This window comes from Flavobacterium piscis, from assembly GCF_031457575.1.
Classification (GTDB): Bacteria; Bacteroidota; Bacteroidia; order Flavobacteriales; family Flavobacteriaceae; genus Flavobacterium; species Flavobacterium piscis_A.
Window position 1 is genome coordinate 98,500 of sequence record NZ_JAVDWQ010000005.1, and the last position, 18,697, is coordinate 117,196.

12 protein-coding genes are annotated in these 18,697 nt (G+C 33.0%); 9 read left to right on the top strand and 3 right to left on the bottom strand.

All coding sequences use genetic code 11. The features are described from left to right. Window positions 1-10 precede the first annotated feature (10 nt). The 4 genes from J2W48_RS08970 (at window position 11) to J2W48_RS08985 (ending at window position 8,804) form a co-directional block, all read left to right on the top strand. Entirely contained in the window at window positions 11-1,660 is a 1,650-nt protein-coding gene (locus J2W48_RS08970) for a cyclic peptide export ABC transporter (RefSeq protein WP_310280457.1), read from the top strand. A gap of 68 nt (window positions 1,661-1,728) precedes the next feature. Continuing rightward, window positions 1,729-6,192, top strand: coding sequence for an amino acid adenylation domain-containing protein (locus J2W48_RS08975; protein WP_310280459.1), 4,464 nt, complete (start codon window positions 1,729-1,731; stop codon window positions 6,190-6,192). Between the two features lie 12 nt (window positions 6,193-6,204). Continuing rightward, window positions 6,205-6,840, top strand: coding sequence for a 4'-phosphopantetheinyl transferase family protein (locus J2W48_RS08980; RefSeq protein WP_310280462.1), 636 nt, complete (start codon window positions 6,205-6,207; stop codon window positions 6,838-6,840). 23 nt (window positions 6,841-6,863) lie between these two features. Further along, the gene (locus J2W48_RS08985; protein WP_310280464.1) at window positions 6,864-8,804 is read left to right on the top strand and encodes an alpha/beta fold hydrolase; all 1,941 of its coding nucleotides are present in this window, start codon (window positions 6,864-6,866) and stop codon (window positions 8,802-8,804) included. Window positions 8,805-9,719: 915 nt separating this feature from the next. Here the strand turns inward: J2W48_RS08985 and J2W48_RS08990 are convergent. After that, window positions 9,720-11,282: a Fic family protein gene (locus J2W48_RS08990; RefSeq protein ID WP_310280465.1), complete on the bottom strand. Its 1,563-nt coding sequence runs from the start codon at window positions 11,280-11,282 to the stop codon at window positions 9,720-9,722. A 342-nt stretch (window positions 11,283-11,624) separates the two neighbouring features. Between J2W48_RS08990 and J2W48_RS08995 the strand changes: the two genes are divergently transcribed. The 4 genes from J2W48_RS08995 (at window position 11,625) to J2W48_RS23200 (ending at window position 12,913) form a co-directional block, all read left to right on the top strand. Further along, window positions 11,625-11,972, top strand: a complete 348-nt coding sequence (locus J2W48_RS08995) for an ISAon1 family transposase N-terminal region protein (protein ID WP_310280467.1) — start codon at window positions 11,625-11,627, stop codon at window positions 11,970-11,972. Between the two features lie 205 nt (window positions 11,973-12,177). Further along, the gene (locus J2W48_RS23190; RefSeq protein ID WP_475690760.1) at window positions 12,178-12,435 is read left to right on the top strand and encodes a transposase; all 258 of its coding nucleotides are present in this window, start codon (window positions 12,178-12,180) and stop codon (window positions 12,433-12,435) included. Between the two features lie 2 nt (window positions 12,436-12,437). Next, window positions 12,438-12,779, top strand: a complete 342-nt coding sequence (locus tag J2W48_RS23195; RefSeq protein ID WP_475690759.1) for a transposase — start codon at window positions 12,438-12,440, stop codon at window positions 12,777-12,779. After that, window positions 12,773-12,913 carry a transposase gene (locus J2W48_RS23200; protein ID WP_262710917.1) on the top strand — a complete coding sequence of 47 codons (141 nt, stop codon included), beginning with the start codon at window positions 12,773-12,775 and terminating at the stop codon, window positions 12,911-12,913. Before J2W48_RS23195 ends, J2W48_RS23200 begins: the two co-directional genes overlap by 7 nt. 869 nt (window positions 12,914-13,782) lie before the next feature. Here the strand turns inward: J2W48_RS23200 and J2W48_RS09005 are convergent. After that, a complete protein-coding gene (locus tag J2W48_RS09005; RefSeq protein WP_310280469.1) occupies window positions 13,783-15,234 on the bottom strand; it encodes a hypothetical protein in 1,452 nt (483 codons plus the stop codon). Between the two features lie 5 nt (window positions 15,235-15,239). Next, the gene (locus J2W48_RS09010; protein ID WP_310280470.1) at window positions 15,240-16,142 is read right to left on the bottom strand and encodes a hypothetical protein; all 903 of its coding nucleotides are present in this window, start codon (window positions 16,140-16,142) and stop codon (window positions 15,240-15,242) included. 232 nt (window positions 16,143-16,374) lie between these two features. Here J2W48_RS09010 and J2W48_RS09015 point away from each other — a divergent pair, with 232 nt between their 5' ends. After that, window positions 16,375-18,636, top strand: coding sequence for an nSTAND3 domain-containing NTPase (locus J2W48_RS09015; protein ID WP_310280472.1), 2,262 nt, complete (start codon window positions 16,375-16,377; stop codon window positions 18,634-18,636). Window positions 18,637-18,697 lie beyond the last annotated feature (61 nt).

Below are 18,697 nucleotides of genomic sequence, written 5' to 3' on the forward strand. Positions count from 1 at the left end.
ATAAACTATTATGTTTAAATTAAAATTTTCCTATGTCGTTTATCTATTGCTTTATGCAATACCTAATACGATTTTGAGCTTTGGAATCGTTTATATCATTAATAATGTAATATCCGGAAAAACAGATTTCATAACAGATTATATGGGTATTGTATTTATTTCAACAGTTATATACACTTATTTGCTAAATATAATTTTTCAAAAAAAAATCAATAAATACTCTTTTGAAGTATTGTATGAAAACGAAAAAAAAATATTTGATAAAATATTAAAGGCTCCCTTAATAACACTTGAAAAACTAGGCTCACAACGCTTTTATACTGCCATAGAAGATTTAAGGATCTTCGCAACTTTTCCCGAAGTGGTTACGCATACCATCAATTCCTTATTGATGTTATTGCTTTGTATGATATACTTATTTACGCTGTCTGTTTCAGCAGCTGTAGTTGTAGTTGCATTAATAGTCCTGATAGCTGTAACCTATTTTTTGGTAATCAATACAATGTCGCAAAAAGTAGCCAGCCTTAGAAAGTACAACGAGCATTACTATAAGTATGTAGATGATGTAATAAAGGGGTTTAAAAGTTTTAAGCTAAGCTTACACAGAAGGGAAAAATTAATGAATGACCACTTATCCCCTAACAGGGAAAATGCCAAAATACTGGATTTTAATATTAATTATGTCTTTTTATCCATCAATTTAATTAGTCAGTACGGGCTGTATCTGGTAATTGGCGCTATTCTGTTTTTATTACCCGAAATTGGTTTATTAAAAAGAGAAGATGTGATTTCCTATGTCGTTATTCTATTATTTGTTTCAGGACCTATTAACAACCTTATCAATATGCAGAACGTTTATACAAGACTAAAAGTTGCCAACAACAGGATCAAGAAATTTTTAAAGGATTTTGACAGTACTGATGCAATAGTTACAATTCAAAATACGGATCAGGAAGATTTCAGTTTATTACGATTTGAAAAAATTCGTTTTGAATATGAAAATGATACTGCCGAAAAAACATTTGCTTTAGGACCCGTAAATCTTTCGATAGAAAAAGGAGAAATGATATTTATAATAGGCGGAAACGGCAGCGGTAAAAGTACTTTTATCAACATTTTAACCGGTTTGTATCAGCCTACAGCAGGAGAGGTGATAATAAACGAACAACAATATGTTAAAGGAAACACTACTACACATAACCTGATATCGGCAGTTTTCACAGACAATCATATATTTTCCAAAAATTACGATAAATATACCTTAGAAAACAATCAGGAGTATCGTGATTTGCTACGAATAATGGAGCTCGACAAAGTAATTCAGGATGACAAAGAAGATTCTGCAAGGCGGCCTTTTTCGAAAGGGCAGGGCAAAAGAATGTCATTGATTTTTGCGCTTCTTGAAGATAAGCCAATTTTGGTATTAGATGAATGGGCAGCCGATCAGGATCCTCATTTCAGGAAATATTTTTATGAAAATCTGCTGCCTAAGTTAAAACAAGAAGGTAAAACTATTATTGCGGTAACCCATGATGATGCTTACTTTAAATATGCAGACAGGATACTAAAATTTGATTATGGAGAAATTGTAAAAGATTTTAAAGTAAAAGACGATTGCCTGCACACAGAAAGCTTATGGCATAAAGAGGTACAGCGTTAAGATGAAATGGCAAAGCTGCAATTTGTCAATCATAAATTTATACTGATTATTAAATAACACACTTTTCAATGAAACTTACGCTTCCACAACAAGATGTTTACTTTGAACAATTATTATTTCCTAATGATCCTATATATAACATTGGGGCTAAAATCGAAATTAAAGGAATAATAAATAGAGATGCTTTAAAAAAAGCCTATGCAACGCTTATTGATCAGCATGATACCTACAGAAGTATACTGGTAAAAAATGGAGAAGATATATCGATTAAAGTATTAGAGGAGCATCAGTCACAATTAGGATTTGTAGATTTCTCCGATTGTGTGGACCCTGTAGAAGAAGCGTCTGCTTATATGCAAAAGGAATTTATGAAACCTTTTAATTTATTTAACGAAAATCTTTTACATGTTTTTACTTTGGTTAAGGTAAAAGAAGATTTTTATTACCTGTTTTCGGTTTACCATCACATTATTACCGATGGCTGGGGAACGTCCTTAATGTTTCATAGACTGGTACAAAACTATAATGAAATCTATGAATTTGGGAATGTTACAACAATCTATCCTTATAGTTATAAGGATTTTATAGAAGACGATTATGAGTATCAAAACGCTGCTGCATTTTTAGAGGATAAAAAATATTGGGTAGAAAAATTTAAAACACTGCCGGAAGCACTTTTAGAAAAAGAGGTTTTATTAGACACAACAAATGATTTCATAGAAAGCAATAAAAGCAGCCGGAAGGAATTGGTTATAAAAAGGGAAGTATACAATCAATTAAACCAACTGGCGGCTGAAAATAAATCTTCTTCTTTTCATTTAATTTTAGCTGTTTTGTATACCTATTTCGGAAGAAAACATCAAAATAGAGACTTTGCCATAGGTATTCCTGTTTTAAACAGAAGCAAATCGAAGTACAAGAAAACAGTAGGACTTTTTATGGGAATATCACCTTTGAGAGTTGCGTTGGATTTCGACATTACTTTTGAAGATTTAGTAACTCTGATCAAAAATCAATTGAGGAATGATTACCGCCACCAGCGATTTCCTTTGGGAAAACTTATCCAGGAGCTTCAGGTTTTTACGGAAAAAGAAAAAATATTTAATATTACGCTTTCGTACGAGAAGCAAAATTATGCTACTAATTTTAAGAACACCCAAACTTGCGTAATTCCATTAACGCATGAGTCAGAGCGCGTAGCCCTTGCTATTTACATCCGCGAATTTGATGAATTGGAAGATGTAAAAATTGATTTCGATTATAATCTGAACTATTTTAATGAAGCCCGGATTACACAAGTGGTGCATCATTTTGAAAACCTGCTAACAGATATTTTAAGCAATTCGAATCAAAAATTAAAAGAACTCACATATTTAACTAAAGAAGAAAAAAATCAGGTTTTACAAACATTCAATGCAACCAAAACAGATTATCAAAAGAATAGAACCTTACTTGACTTATTTTATGAACAGGTAGAAAAATTACCGGGCAAAGAAGCTCTAAAAGACGAATACAGATCATATTCTTATTCTGAGCTTCATAAATCATCCAACCAAATAGCCCAATATTTAATAACGAAGTATGGAGAAAAAGATAAATCTCCTATTGCTGTTTTATTGGAACGATCGGCTAATATAGTGGTTGTTTTACTCGGAATTTTAAAATCGGGAAGATCTTATATTCCCTTAGACCCCTCATTTCCAGAAGACAGGCTTAATTATATTATTAACCACAGTCAAAGTAAAATACTTATAAATGAAAAAGAATACTGGCTCAATACGGCAGGTGATGTAGAGGTAGTTGCATTAGAAAATATTTTGGAAGGAATCGATATTTCTAACGAAACTCCCGAAATAATAGTTTACCCTCAAGACACTGCCTATATAATTTATACTTCTGGTTCGACAGGAAACCCGAAAGGCGTAGAAATTGCTCATCAATCATTACTTAATTTTTTAATTAGTATCCAGCAAAAACCCGGCGTTGGATTAAGTGACACTTTTTTTTCTGTAACGACATATTCTTTTGATATTTCAATATTAGAATTTTTTGTACTCCTAATATCAGGAGGAACTTTATATGTTGCAAATCAGAGTGTTTTGTCTGATGTGAATTTTATCATCCAGAAAATAAAAGAAATACAACCAACAATAATTCAGGCTACGCCAAGTTTTTATCAAATGTTATTTCATACCGGCTGGCAAGGCGACAAGCAATTAAAAGTTTTGTGTGGAGGAGATTTACTGAGTGAAGCACTGGCAGAAAAACTAATCCAAAATAGTTTGGAAGTCTGGAACATGTATGGGCCAACTGAAACTACGATTTGGTCAAGTATAAAAAAGATTGAACATTTTAGAGACGCATCAAACATTGGGAAGCCCATAAACAACACACAGTTTTATATTCTGGATGAGTTTTTAAGCCCTAAGCCGGTGGGAACCCCTGGAGCAATTTACATAGCAGGCGACGGATTGGCGAAGGGATATTATAAAAATGAGAAATTAACAAACGAAAAATTTATTGCAAATCCGTTTGACAGCAGCAGTTTGCTATACGAAACCGGTGATTTAGGAAAATGGAATGACAATGGCGAGATCACGTTTTTAGGAAGAAATGACAATCAGGTTAAGATTAGAGGCTATAGAATTGAACTTGGTGATATTGAGTCGCAATTAAATCAAATCGAGGGAATTCAAAATTCGGTTGTAATTGCCAAAAAAGGAGAGCAACAGGAAGCTTTTTTAGTAGCTTATTTTTTAAAAAATAAGGAAGTAATGGATGCGGAAAAAATTAAGGGAGCATTAAAACTAAACCTGCCAAACTATATGATTCCGAATTTCATTATTCACATGGAAGAATTTCCGCTTACGCCAAACCAAAAGATAGACCGAAAATCCCTGACGCAAAGAGCCATTCTAAAAAATATAAATGATGATAATTTTAAAGCACCGATTTCAGATTTAGAAAAAAAACTTACTGAATATTGGCAGGAAGTTTTAAAAAGTAAAGAAGAGATAAGTGTAAACGATAATTTTTTTGCCTTAGGGGGACATTCTTTAAATGCAGTTAAATTAATTGGTTTGATAACCAGAGAACTTTCAATGGATATTTCCCTTAAAACTATCTTTGACTACCCTACAATTGAATTACTGGCTAATTATTTGCAAAAAATCACTCTGAATCAACCAGTAGCTATTACGTTATCAGACGCTAAAAAAAATTATGAATTAACACCGTCACAATACAATATCTGGTTGGCTTCTCAGCAAAAAAACACTTCAATAGCCTACAACATGTATGCTGCTTATAGTATAGAAGAGATTGTAAATCTTGATAAAATTTGTACTGCAATATATACAATAATTGAAAAACATGAAATTCTGCGAACCAATTTTATTGAAGTAAACGGAATTCCTTATCAAATAATTAAACCATTAGAAAGAGTGAAATTTGCCATTTCTTCCGTTGAGTCAGAAGATCAAAAAGCAGAGGAAATTATTAATCAATTCAATAATACGGCATTTGATTTAGAAGCAGATTTACTGTTAAAAGTGCAGATGCTCAGGATAGCCGAAAATAAATCGATATTGCTTTTTTGCACGCATCATATTATAATGGATGGTTTATCTTTAGAAATTCTCATAAAAGAATTTATTCAAAATTATAACAGAAACACTTTTTTAGGAATTTCAAAAGAGAATATTCTAAAATTTCAGTTTAAAGATTATTCAGAGTGGTTTAATAGAACAGCAGAAGATAATGCCGGAAAGAATGAGTTGTTCTGGAAAAATTACCTGCAGGATTATCAACCTGCTGATTCCTTTGAAAGAGACTTTGACAATCAGCAGAATCAGCAGGGCGGAGCCAGTTATTTCTTTGAGCTAAACCCAGCTACTACTTCGGCTCTAAAGAAAGTAGCAATTGAAGAGCAGGTTACTTTTTATACTCTTTTAGTAGCAGCCTTAAAGGTGCTCATCTTTAAATTTTCAAATCACACTGATATTTGTATAGGAACTGTAAACTCGGGCAGAAATATCCCAGAAATGAACAATCAGATTGGAATGTTTGTTAAAACACTTGTTTTAAGGACAAAACTGGAACCTGAACAAGCCTTTACAACGCTCTTAAAAAACATTCAAAGTAATTTAGTTATGATTAATGAGCATAATAATGTTCCATTTTTAAAAGTTCCCCAAGCTGTTTTTGATGTGATGCTGGTGTATCAGAATCCGGAGTTTTCCTTTGAAAGCATCAATGAATTAAATGATCTAAAGTTGACTTCTTATCCAATTGAAAATAAATACAGCAGAATGCCGATAGTGTTTAATTTGTTTGAAAGCGAAGATACTCTGAAAGGAATCATTGACTATAATTGTGATCTGTTTCATAAGGATACAATACAGCTTATTGCTGATAAGTATGATACTCTTTTGAATGACATAGTAAAAAATACATCAGTAAAATTAGATGTAATTGATATTAAACTGGAACTGCAGAAAAGTATAATCTCTGATTTTGATTTTAATTTCTAAACAGCAATAGCTTTGGTTTATATCTATTATTCTTATTTGTCGGAGGAGAATCACGAAAGCTTGCTGAAGAATAATTTATTGCATTTTTCACAAGAATATCAGGATAAAATTAAGCGATTCAGAAGGTGGCAGGATGCTCAATTATCACTTTTGGGTCGGATATTATTGTTCAGAGCAATAGACGAAACTAGTTTGCGACGTCCCCACGATAAAGAGATTAAATACACAAAATACAATAAGCCCTATTTTGAAGATAAAAAAATACATTTTAATATCTCACATTCGGGAGAAATCGTGGTTTGTGCCTTAAGTGCTACAACTGAAATAGGAATCGATATAGAAGTTATGACTGATATTAAAATTCATGATTTCAAGTTTCAGATGACCGAAAACGAATGGAATAAAATTAGTAATTCCAATAACATACAAAATGCCTTTTTTGATTACTGGACACAGAAAGAAGCTGTTATAAAAGCACATGGGTATGGATTAACAATTCCACTACAATCATTTGAAATTGTTGCTAATACAACCGAAATCCAGGGACAAAAATTCTATGTGAAAGAAATAAAAATGGATAAAAAGTACAAGTGTACTATTTCATTAAAATCGAATATTAATGATGTTGTGTTAAAACACATATTATAAGCTAATAATTTAATTTAAATAAAATGAAAAACCTATTACGACTATTTTTATTGCTAGGTCTGCTGCCTTCTTGTTTGTTTTCCCAAACTGATGTTTTTAAATTTGAAAAAACGACCACTTTCTTCCACGAAGCAAAAAACATAAATCACGAGGACATAGACTGGGGATATTTGATAGTTCCTGAAAATTGGGATAAGCCAGAAGGTAAAAAAATTAAAATTGCAGTTGCAGTTTTAAAAAGCACCTCAAAAAAAGCAGGCGCAAATCCTGTTATCTATATTGAAGGAGGGCCAGGTGCAGGAGGAATTGCGGGAATATGGGGCTGGTTTAAAAATCCTTTAAGAAGTAATAGTACTATTATTTTAACTGATGTAAGAGGAACTGGTTTCTCGCTTCCTAAATTTTGTCCCGACTTAGGAAAGAAATTCCTTGAAATACTGGCTAAAAATCAAAATGCGACGCAAGATGAACAGCAAAAAACTATCGCAGCATTGGCTTGTAAACAAGACTTATTAAATAGGAATATTGATCTGAACGCTTACAATAGCAAAGCAATAGCTAAAGACCTGAATGCTTTAAAAAAGGCCTTAGGATATAGCAAATGGAATGCCTATGGTGTTTCGTACGGATCGTATACCGCTCAGGTGTATGCAAATGATTTTCCTGAGGATATTGAGTCTTTAATTCTTGATTCTTCTGTTTCAGATATTTCTAATTATTATAACCTCAATACAACCAATTATATAAACAGTCTTGAAAAAATTTTCAATACCTGCAAAAATGATCCAAATTGCAACAAAAATTATCCGGATTTAAAAAACATCTATTATGAAACCATAGAAAAATTAGAAAAGAAACCAATTACTGTAAAAGTAGATAAGAAGATTATCCCCAATGGTGAATTCACTTATAATGTCGAGGATTTCAAAATCGCTATTCAGCAATCACTGTATAAAAGGAAATTGATAGAACTCTTACCTCTATTGATTACTGAATTTAATGAAGGCAATAAGAATACTTTAAGCGCACTAGTAGCGGCTTTTTCAGGAGCACTGGGATTAGACTATGGACAGTATTATTGTGTGAGCTGTAAAGAGACTGTTCCTTATAATTCGATTGCAACGTTTGATGCAAATGCGATTAAATACAAAAAATTAAAAGGCGGATTGTCTTTTTATAAATCAGACTTTTCAGTATGTGATAAATGGAATTTAGGGGTGATAAGCGATGCTGAAACCAAAAACGATTTATCTGATCTGTCTGCGGTAACAGCCCCTGTTTTAGTGCTTGCGGGAGCATTTGACCCTATTACTCCGGCTTCAAATGGAAAAACTACTGTAGATCGATTTAAAAACGGATTTTTGGTTAATGCTCCGTTTTTTGGACATGCCCCCGGTTTTTCTAAAATTGGTGGTAAAATTATAGCGGATTTTGTAAGTAATCCGAATAAAAAACCGGACGTAAGTGGATTTCAGTCCGTTAATAAAGTAAATTTTGTCAGCGATGTCAAATTAAGCGGAGGGATTTCAAACTTTGCAAACAGCCTAAATGGTTTTAATATTTTATTTTTTGCACCATTGCTTGTTGCCTTTATAATTTTATTGATTTCAATTTTTGGATTTATTTATCTATTCATAAAAAGAAAAGAAGATACGAACGCAAATAAATTCATTAGAATTTTAATTATAATTGCATCCTTATTAGGGTTGTTTACTATTATCGGATTTGTATTAGCGATAAATGATACTGCACAAGATAATTTTTACATACTGGCTTTTGGAATGCGCAACCAGTTTAATTACTTGTTTGTCGTACAGTGGTTTTTTATCGTATTTACTATAGTTTCAATACTATATTTTGCGCTTAAAATTAAATCCATTTCAAATGCAAGCTTTATATCGACAATTCTGTTCTCTTTGATTATTTTAGGGGTTTACTTTCAATATTGGGGATTTTTGCTTTAAAATAACTTGTTTTAGAATGAAAAAGTTAAATAGTGGAGCTGTCAATATGGATGTTGATGGCGAGGGCACTGAAAATGTTCTTTTTAGTAATTAGACGTTTTAAAGCAAAGTAAATTTCTGATTTAACTTAATTAGTAAAATCCCACCTCTATTTCGAAATATATTTACCTGTGGATATAGATATAGATTCCTGTTTGTAGCGTATACGAGCACAAATACTGGATTCATCTCTTCCATATAACCCTTTCTGATTTTAAATAGTCCATCCTTAAAAATTCAACATTTATCTGAATGTATTTGGCTAAGCATTTTGGTTATTAACTTTTGCAAAATGCTGATGATTCTTCCGTTTCTGGAAGTAAGGTAAAAATCATATGATGTAAACTGTAAATGCTCGAGGTTTACATCTATTCGAACCTAGAATTGGCAGACCTTGATTTTGCTGAGGCTGTGCTTTTTCCTAATCCTATGTACCACAATTTTGCCAAAAAATAGAAAATTATGTGGATTTAGATAGTTATTTTACTTTATTTAGTTCTCCAATATACGTTGTTCCATTTTTTTTAAAACTTTTGGATGCAGTCCAAATTAGGAGCCTATTTCTAAATTGACATCAACTAAATGTAGATTTAGTTTTTCCATATCTTCCATTATGTTGACATCTAAAATTTTTGCATAATGCTAGGTCTATTTTGCTGTAAAACCAATTTCGAAAGCAATTTTGATAGTTGTTTTTTAATATTAAGTAGGCCGGTATTTATTGTTCTTGCTGTTTCTCCCCAATTACCAAATGAAGCCTTCTGATTGATTGCAAAAACTTTAGCATCCTGTGTTGCAGAAACCACATAAAGATTCCCTTATCTTTTTTTCAATTTTTATTGCTGTCATTTATTTTTTTATTTTTAAAATTGTTGTTTACATAGAAGCAGGTAATTCCGCTACAGCTTTTCCTTTTAATCCTTCATTGACCAAATAACCAAGGAAAGACGCAAATGGAATAATATTCTGATCTACGCTGGCTTTTTCCAATGCCTCCATGTAGTCATCTCTTCTTTCAACTGGTATTACTGTCCACGGATATCCGCCTGATGCCAGCATAGTATTTAGAAGAAAACGACCCATTCTTCCATTTCCATCCATGTAGGGATGAATAAATACAAATATGAAATGGCCTAAAACAGCACGCACCGAGGCCTCACTTTCTTCTTCAAGCAATTCAAAAAGAACAGGCATTGTATCACGCATAGCCTCGACGTTAAGAGGTGTATGTTTAGAGTTGCCTATATAGACTTGATGATTTCGATATCCGGCCAGATCAGATGCTTTTAATATACCGGCGGTGACACTTGGATCAAATAGTTCTCTGTACCATTTGGAATGATCTTTGTCTACTTGGATGCCAGAGTTTGTTCCCTTTAAAATTTCTTTGATTGTCTCTTTAACTTGTGTAAATGCTTGATAATAACCTCTGGCAGCCATAGCATCCCTTTGTTTTCTATCTTCTTCATTTTCTTTTGCATTCCATCGACCGCTGCTTACTTTGGCAATTAATTCAGGTGTTACACGATAGCGTTCAATAGATAAGGAATGGTAAGCATCAGTAATAAAAATATCATCAATTTCTTTAAGATATGAATCAGTGTCTTTGGGCAGTCCGGGCTGAGCAGGAAAGCTATTTATAATATCTTCGCGCATCTGCATCCACATTAAGCGGATGCGGTTAGCATATGGCGATCGCTCGCGCGGAGATAATTTGATATCAAGCTGATTGTTAAATGGATCTTCTTCACGAATATCATAATCGGCTGTCTTGAATGTTTCAATAATCTGATCTGCTATTCTGTCACGACGTATATTTCGAAATGCGCCCGCTAAGCGTCCTGCGAGTGTGGTATGCCCATTCTCCAGCAATATTGGCAATAACTCAGAAGCATCTCTGATCATTGAAAGTGCAGTTCTGGCATCAATTGCATTGTGAGTATATAATGAAGGGCTGCTATAGATAAGGGCACTCTGAAGATTGTATATCTTTATGCCTCTTTGAATCTCAATTTGATCAGCTGAAGCTGTATTAGTTTTTAGATTGAAAAGTGAGGTATTGTATGGTAATGGCGTTGGTTTGTTGTTGCCGTCGGGCGAACGTACGATTAGCTGCTGCGGCACTGACCAGTTTCCTGAATGTATAAGAAGTGATTGATCAGCAGAGATACACCAATTGCCCCCGTATTTTTTATTAAGAAATTGAGAAATAAAATCCCAGTATGAACTAAACCAGGCAGTTGTTTCTCCTTCTTTTTCACTTGGGTCTGTTGCAATATACCAGCCTTTGGAGACCTCTCGAATAAATCCGTTTTTTACTAATAACTGTCGATATTTTGTGTTAGGTATATCATCAGTGTGTATTCCCACAATATCTTTATCCTGAATGTCTTTAAGAAAAGTAAGTGCTTCTATAAATCTTTCTTTTGGTGTTGCCATTTTTAATTATTTATTGGTGAAATACTATAATTTCATTTGAAATTTTAATGCTCTGCTGTGTGATGAAATTAGTATATGCAAATGTACTAAAATTAGCAAACATAGACGTGGTATAATTAGTAAATAAAAAAGTGGTAAAATTAGTAAACACAAATAATGAAGTGACTTTATACAATGACAATCCTCTTGTGTAGCCGTTCTTTGACAACTGTTGTTTTTTATTTTATAAGTTAACTGAAATTTTCAAAAGTGCTTAATTTTTAGAAAATAAAACGGATCAAGAACAAAACCTGAGGAGGAATGTGAAAATAAAATCAGAAATTTACAATCTAAGAATTTAAGATGACCCCGATAGAGCTTTTAAAATTTATGCTTCCTGATTTTTTAGTAGATCATTTTGAAGTAGTTTCTTCTACTAATACAGAAGAGATATTACACTTGTCTTTTGAAGAGAAAATTAATCCTCCACAAGAATTTAGTGCATTTGAACTGGTATCAAAGGGTTTTCAAGATGAGATTACTATTCAGGACTTTCCCCTTAGAGGTAAGTATGTGTATCTGCATATTAAAAGACGTCGTTGGACAAATAAAAACACAGGAGAAATTATTAAAAGAGATTGGAATTTAGTAGCCAAGGGAACCCGCATGACTCAAGAGTTTGCGGTTTTTTTAAAAGAAATTAATAGATAACAGCGCTACTGATTGTCACACCATTGGACGCTTCTTCGGCGTTAACGGTAAAAAACTTCAAAGACAATATAAAAAGCATCTGAGTTCCTTCACTGCCTGGGCTCCACGTGAACATGCTCATCAGTGGATTGTTTACCCTGAGAATATAGGTACACATTTATCAATTGATGAAGTAGCTTTGTCTCAGGGAGAGCTTTACACCATTGTGACCAACAAGAAATTCAAAGGTAAAAAAGGCTCCTTGGTGGCTATTATTGCTGGAACAAAGGCAGAACAGGTCATAGAACACATTAGTAAAATAGATGATAAAAAGAGATCTTCTGTACAAGAAATAACACTCGATATGGCTAATTCTATGAAACTGATATCAAAGAGATGTTTCTCCAAAGCCATACAAGTTACCGATAGGTTCCATGTTCAAAAGTTAGCACTGGAAGCCTTACAAGAGATGAGAATCAATTGATATTGCTGGCAAAAAGAGAGAACAAAGCATATGTCCCAAAGCTTTTATCTAACGGAGATTCTGTTAAACAGCTACTGGCAAGAAGTAGGTATCTGCTATACAAATCTCGTGAAAAATGGACACTGAATCAGCAAGAAAGGGCACAAATGCTATTTGAATTATACCCTGATATAAAAACAGCATATAATCTAAACCAACAACTCCGAGGGATTTACAATAACTACAATGATAAACACATTGCCATGACCAAACTCGCTCATTGGTATAGAAATGTAGAGGAGTCGGGTTTTAAAAACTTTAATATTTTACTCAATACCATAACTTTTAATACCAGTCAATCTTAAACTATTTTGATAACAGAAGTACAAATGCTTCGGCAGAATCCTTTAATGCAAAAATAAAAGCATTTAGAAGCCAATTTAGAGGAGTAAGAAATATAGACTTCTTCTTATTTAGATTATCGAATCTTTTTGCCTAATCCCCAACTTTTGCGCATGATCCCTAATATTTATGCTTAATTTTTACCACTCCACAGGTTTTCGTATTGATCCCTCTAAAAACACTGCGAGCCCCAATAAACATTGGGGCTCGCGCTTTCAGCGGAGAAAGAGGCTCCACTATATATTTTATAAACCCCAGTAAATACTGGACTTTTCAGTATTTTTTAAGAACAAGTAAACAAAAAAGTGTACTTCGAAATTTTGTAAAAAATTACATTACAAAAGTATGGAAAAGTTTACTATTTAGAATAAAAAAAACACTAATTAAATGGTTGATATTTATCTTTGTTACGCGATCTATTTTCTAGCAATTTTGTGGAAGTGTAATTCATTTTTTTTTAATAAATTTTAAAATATAAAGTTGATTTACTCTTTTATAATTAGTTTCATTTTACTTTCTTTTAATATAAAATTTCAATGGTTTCAATGGTTTGAAATATATATGACTTAGCAAAAATAAAAAACCTCCAGAATAATTTGATTCGATTGGTTCGAATCCCGTTTAGGTCCCAGTCTTCTCATGGTGACTGATGAGTTAAAGGACAACAGGATAATAATGAGCGAGTTGTTCCTTGCTGAGGCATTGGAAAAATAGGATTTATTTATTAATTCCACTCTCGACAATATGTGGGCATCGCTTTTATGGAAGCTGTTCCGATGACCCCGCAAAGGGGGTTCTTTCTGAATCTTGGAAATTTCAGGTCCTATAGCGGTGGTGGGCTAAAGCCCGCCGCCCCGTAATTGCACTTCCTACGTCAGGTAATTGCGGGGCACTGAGACTGCCAAAATCTTTTGCTTGATTAATCAATAAAAGAAAAGATAGTAATAATATAATAATGCGTTATAATTATTCGGTTGTATCAGATCCCGTTCGGAATAAGTTTGTAATGATTCGCAAGTCTAAATTAAAGCCAAAGCAAAATGCACCATCCCATTTTGTATTTGTTTTTAAATCAAATTCGGCTTGCGTAATGGCTGTGCTTTCATACTCAAAATTTTCATCAACATTTAGTGTGTTTACTTTACCCCAGTTATAGCCTGCAAAAACAGACCCGCCACGTATAAATTCCCATTTTCCTCCAACAAATACATTATCAAGTAGGCGATCATTTAAGCCTACACCTACTGTGGGGTAGATACGCTCGTACCATTTATGATCGTCTACAAAAGTTCTGCCTTCAAGTCTGTAATTGCTTACTTTCTTACTCTGAAAGAGTTTTTCGAGAGCTACAATCGGTGAAAAGTAAAAAGTGTACATGGCGGAAGCCAAAATACGGGAGCCAGCATTTGTTTTTTTAACAACAGACTGTGCAGGATCTGCAGGATTAGTTACCAATGCAAAATCAGGGTTCTCTAAATCTGTTTTAAGTACTCCAATGTCAATACTTCCATGATAGACTTTTTTCATTTTTATGACTCTTGTTGCGACAATTTTTGGGTCAGAATTTTCAAGAAAACCTTCACTTCTTTTTATATCAAAAACAACATCATAGCTTGAAGGTTCTAATAGAATTTCATAATGTTTCCATTCTAATTTTACAGTTGTCTTATCTATACCTGCTAGCGTTATTGGATTATTATTCAAGCCTCCATCTCCTCTAATATTTACACCTTCATCAACATCGGCAGAAACCTGGTTTATGTGATATTCTATGTTAAGAGGATTATCACTTGGGGTTAGATACACTATATGTGCTACATAATTTGCCCTCCCAATACCGATTGGAATTGAACGTATAAGACTATTTCCATTTTGGTCAAAGAAAACATGCACGTAATCATTTCCAATAAATTCTGTATTTTTACTTGTTTTAATTTTCAACCCAATTCCTTCATGATACTTTATTTCTCCTTTAAATAAGGTATTTACAATATAGTTAGTGGCGGTTTTATCCCGGGGCATTTCAAATGTAGCTCCATCTTTATCTGTAACCAGGGTTCCTGCACCGCTTCCTAGCAGCTTAAAAGGAGTGCCAATAGATACGCCCTTATCGTCTGAAATGTATAATGATCCATTTCTTACATCAGAAGTAAATGTTACTGTATGATAATTTCCATCTGTTAAGAATTCTTCTGACTCATTGCTTGAACTTATTTTAAATTTTTTGACATTTTTTTTAGCATCACCGGGATCCTTTTTAATTTCAAATGTTTTTATTGCTTCTTTAAATTTTGAATCAGATAAATTCTCTATATCTACTTCCTGGCCTGCTGCTCCTCCAATACGTATCTTATAGGTTTGGGAGTGACCTGTAAAAGTGATCAATGTGAATAAAATTAATAAAGTAAAATTTTTCATAATTGCTATAGTTTTGAAGATTGAAAAAATTGTATGATATCATCTATATGAAGTGCGTAGCTTGAATCTTTATCGAATCCTACCATAGCTCCTGCAATACGGCCTTGACTGTCAAATAAAGGTGCGCCAGAATCACCAAGTTCTGTGCATCTGTTAAGCCTTATTAGATTTGTTAGAAAGATGTTTTTGAATTGGGTATCTTTCACTGCGTCGAAATTCAGTACTTTACATTGCCTTAAACCAGATGTAATGCCTTGAAACGACATTTTAAATGAATGAGAGTTGGAAGAGTTTAAAGAAATATATCCAGTTACTGGACCAAACTGTTTTATTGTCTTTTCAATTAGCAATGGATTACTAACTCTTGCAAAGCCAAAATCAATGCCATTGAACTTTGCAATAAAAAGCTTAGCTGTTGATTCAATAATTGAATCATAAATAATAATTTTTTGGTCATTTTGAGGTTCCCTTCTTACATCGTATAAAATTTGCCTGTGTGCTAACAATTGTGGAGCTAAAACATGCATATTAGAACCTAAAAAAACACCTCTTGTGTTTTCGAAGTAAAGTGAAATTGTTCCTGCTAAACCTGATGTGTTATTTTGTGCTGTATCACCTACTTTAACACCCTGAAGTTCTAATCCACCTGCTTCGACTACATCGGTTGGTACATAAATTCTGATACCGTCACGTACAATATAAAGCTGCTTTGGGATTTCTTTTTTAATAGCTTTAGATTTTGTATCAACATGAAATACAAAAGAGTAAGATGGAGTCAGCTTTCCCTTAACAGTTTTTTTCCCCACATGAACCCCTCTAAGTCCGGAGTAAGTTTTAAACCATCTCTTGAAATTTCTTTTGGTATGGTTTTGTAATTCCACTAAATGTTTTTGTAACTCCCGTTTCATAATTTTATTTTATTATAACGTTGTCGAGTAACTTGAATTATAACAGGAAAATTACATATATATCTTGATAAAAAAATACGTATAATTACGTGTTTTTTCATGTTGTAGATTAGTTATATTTATTCAGTGTTGAATTCTGCAAAATTTCCAGAAGATAAATCTACATTAGAAGAGTTTACTCAGGAAATTATAAATTGTTGTAAGTAAATAATTAAAAACAAAATTAGGAATTATGTATAATTTACAGCATTTAGGGTGGTATGGATTCCAAGAATTGTGTAATTCAATTGCAAGAGAGATTCTAGGACAGACAGCAATGTCATATTTGCCATCAAATGACGGTGGTCGTGATGGGAGTTATTATGGTAAATGGAAGAAAAAAGACAATGATTCTGTTAAAGGTAATTTTGTTATACAATGTAAATTTACATCTAAGCAAAATTACAATCTGAAATTTTCAGATTTAAGTGAAGAATTACCCAAAGCAGGAGTTCTTGTAAATAAGGGCATGTGTGATATTTATCTTATTATGACAAATGCAGGAATTTCAGGAAGAGTTGCCGAAAAAATTCAAACAGAATTTAAACTTGTAGGAATAAAACATGTTTTTGTTTTTGGGAATGATTGGATATCTACTCAAATTAAAGAAAATTCAAGACTAAGAAGAATGGTTCCAAGAGTATATGGCTTAGGTGATCTAACGCAAATTTTAGATGCGCGAGTCTATTCACAAGGTGTTGCATTACTTGAATACCTAAAAGAAGATTTGGCAAAAGTTGTAATTACAACTGCTTACGATAGAGCGGCGAAAGCAATAGAGGAACATAATTTTGTTTTGTTAATTGGCGAACCAGCAGCTGGAAAAACTACAATTGCATCACTTCTCGCAATGGGTGCGCTTGATCAGTGGAAAGCAATGACAATGAAATTGGATACTGCGGAACAAGTGATAAAACATTGGAATCCTGAAGAACCCGGCCAATTCTTTTGGATTGATGATGCATTTGGAGTAACACAATATGAATCGACTCTTAGTGGTCGATGGAATCACGCTATGCCTTTAATAAAAACGATGTTGCATAAAGGTGCAAAAATTGTGATGACTTCTAGGGATTATATTTACAATGCCGCTAGAAAGGATTTAAAGGAAGGAGCATTTCCATTATTAAATGAGAGCCAAGTCGTCATTGATGTTCATAACTTAACGCTGAATGAGAAAAGACAAATGTTGTACAACCATATAAAGATGGGGAGACAACCACAAAAATTCCGCACTATAATAAAAAAACATCTGGAGCAAATCGCAACTCATGAACGTTTTATCCCAGAAATAGCAAGAAGAATTGCAGATCCTTTTTTTACTAAAAATTTAGAAATCAAAGATTATGCTTTAAATGAATTTGTTCATAAGCAAGAAAGCTTTCTTTTAGATATTTTAAATGATCTGGATAAAGATAGTCAAGCAGCTTTGGCTTTGATTTACATGAATAGTGAAAAACTAAAATCACCTCTACTCTTAAACGAAATTGAGCTTAATGCAATTTCACGACTTGGAAGTTCACTTTCTGGTTGTATTGACGCACTTGAAGCGATGAAAGGTAATATGGTACAGTCCATAATATCAGAAGATGAAATGTTTTGGAAATATAAACACCCTACAATAGGGGATGCATATGCTAAATTCATAGTTAGTTCGTCAGATATGCTTGTTATTTACCTTTATGGAAGTTCAGTTGACATGTTACTTGGTCAGATTACTTGCGGAAATGTTAGTTTGGAGAAAGCTGTTATAGTTCCTAAAAATTTATTTCCTATAATACTAGAAAAATTAAAAGCGTATAGAGCTACTAATCAATATAAAACAGATTATCTTTCGGAGTGGGGAGCTAAGAGAAATCTCCACACTTTTCTGTCACGAAGATGTTCTACAAGTTTTTTAAAAATGTACGTTGAAGAAAATCCTAATATACTACACCAAATATCTCACCCTAGTGTTAATTTAGATTATTCTCCTGAAGTTAGGCTTGCTCACGTTTTATTTACTTCAGGCCTATTTCCTGAAAATTTAAGGAAAGAATTTATTGATATAGTATCTAGTTATGCAATTGAAGGCCATACTCTATACGCTTTAATTTCAGACGAAATAAAAGAAATGTTTAAGGATGACGAATTTGAGGAACTTTTACAGAAAATTAGAATTGAACTTATCCCAAAGATCTCAACTTTAAAAGAAACTTACAAGTCTAATTATCAACAGGATGAAGATGCCGAATATCATATGTCTTCGCTAAAAGAAGATTTAGAAATTATTGAACAGGAATTTTCGGAGGATCCACAAATAGTATTTGCTGTCAATAAAGAACTAGTTGAAATTGAAGATTGGATTGCTCAGAATACATCAGAAAAAGAAATGATAAAAAGAGAAAAATTAAGTACTAAAAGTGATGAAAACGAAGATAAAGAAAGAAGTATATTTGATGATATTGACAAATAATTTCATCTGCTCCATTGAAAAGTAAAAATGATTTCAATTAATAAAGATTACAGTATTTTCT

Excerpts from the sequence above, each read along its gene's own strand:
- J2W48_RS08970 (WP_310280457.1), top strand. The coding sequence starts at position 11 with ATGTTTAAATTAAAATTTTCCTATGTCGTTTATCTATTGCTTTATGCA.
- J2W48_RS08975 (WP_310280459.1), top strand. The coding sequence starts at position 1,729 with ATGAAACTTACGCTTCCACAACAAGATGTTTACTTTGAACAATTATTA.
- J2W48_RS08985 (WP_310280464.1), top strand. The coding sequence starts at position 6,864 with ATGAAAAACCTATTACGACTATTTTTATTGCTAGGTCTGCTGCCTTCT.
- J2W48_RS08990 (WP_310280465.1), bottom strand. The coding sequence starts at position 11,282 with ATGGCAACACCAAAAGAAAGATTTATAGAAGCACTTACTTTTCTTAAA.
- J2W48_RS08995 (WP_310280467.1), top strand. The coding sequence starts at position 11,625 with ATGACCCCGATAGAGCTTTTAAAATTTATGCTTCCTGATTTTTTAGTA.
- J2W48_RS09005 (WP_310280469.1), bottom strand. The coding sequence starts at position 15,234 with ATGAAAAATTTTACTTTATTAATTTTATTCACATTGATCACTTTTACA.
- J2W48_RS09010 (WP_310280470.1), bottom strand. The coding sequence starts at position 16,142 with ATGAAACGGGAGTTACAAAAACATTTAGTGGAATTACAAAACCATACC.
- J2W48_RS09015 (WP_310280472.1), top strand. The coding sequence starts at position 16,375 with ATGTATAATTTACAGCATTTAGGGTGGTATGGATTCCAAGAATTGTGT.